1 protein-coding gene is annotated in these 1,009 nt (G+C 57.7%); it reads right to left on the bottom strand.

The window, feature by feature from the left end:
• Positions 1–38: 38 nt before the first annotated feature.
• A partial coding sequence (locus tag OQK_RS00935; protein ID WP_443216322.1) for a hypothetical protein occupies positions 39–1,009 on the bottom strand: 971 nt, incomplete at its 5' end.

The raw sequence follows: 1,009 nt of genomic DNA on the forward strand, positions 1-1,009 counted from the left end.
CGAAGTTGGCCGTCTTCCTTAATTGCGTATGGCATGTCTCACCTCTCGAACAGGTATCCGTTCGCGTAAACGTTGAACAAGGCGTTAGCCGACCCGTCGTGCCGCCATTGAAATGACTGTGCGCTGCTCAGAGCAAGGTCGCAGCTATACGCACCCCCTGCCAGAACGAAGTAGCTGTGAGAGGACGACGAAACCGGAGCCTGAAAATCAGGGTTGCCAAGCCGGGCGTTCGAATCAGTCGCAGCATTCGCAAACAGGCAGCTCAGATGCGTGGCTGTAATTGGGACCACGGGTAGGCAGCTGACAGTCTGGGCCACGTTTACCGCGCCTGAAACCAAAAGGAAAGGAGCGATAAAGAGGTTTTCCCAATACGAAACACGGCCGTCCACGTGTGTGAATTTCATCAGCGTGTTGGCAGTTTTCGATAGTGCCGAGCCAATATATCGCCGGGATGTGTCGCCAGTTTTGTGCCTGGCTTTTCCCGAGTAAATCACCGGCGCTGTAGTTACGAGTTCGATTGCTGGCGTGCCGGCGTTGTCATAGAAATAGGCGTGATACATCGTGCTTGCACTGAGGACCAGCCCGGAAAGAGTGATGGTCGATGCCGACAGCAGATTTTTCGCAGTCGATGGGATGTAAGCGGACCCACTGGAAAAAGATATCGAGTTCGCGCTGATGTATGTCATGCGGAAGCCGTCGATGTACCCCCGCCCGACGCCGAGTGTCGCGGCAGTTCCGGCGGATGCGGCGGCGTTCGTTTCGGACTGGGCTGCTGCGTTTTTGGACGCCAGAGCAGCGGCTGCCGACGCGCTAGCATTCGTTTCGGATGTCGCCGCTGCGTTCCTCGAGCCGAGCGCCGCAGCGGCAGACGCCGCCGCATTGGTTTCCGACGCACTTGCCGCATTTTTGGAGCTAAGCGCCGAACCAGCGGATGCACTGGCATTCGCTTCAGATGTCGCCGCTTCGTTCTTGGAGCTGAGAGCAGCGGCGGCAGAATCAGCCGCCTGCT

The organism is Pseudomonas sp. R62, assembly GCF_000257605.1.
Taxonomy (GTDB): domain Bacteria; phylum Pseudomonadota; class Gammaproteobacteria; order Pseudomonadales; family Pseudomonadaceae; genus Aquipseudomonas; species Aquipseudomonas atacamensis.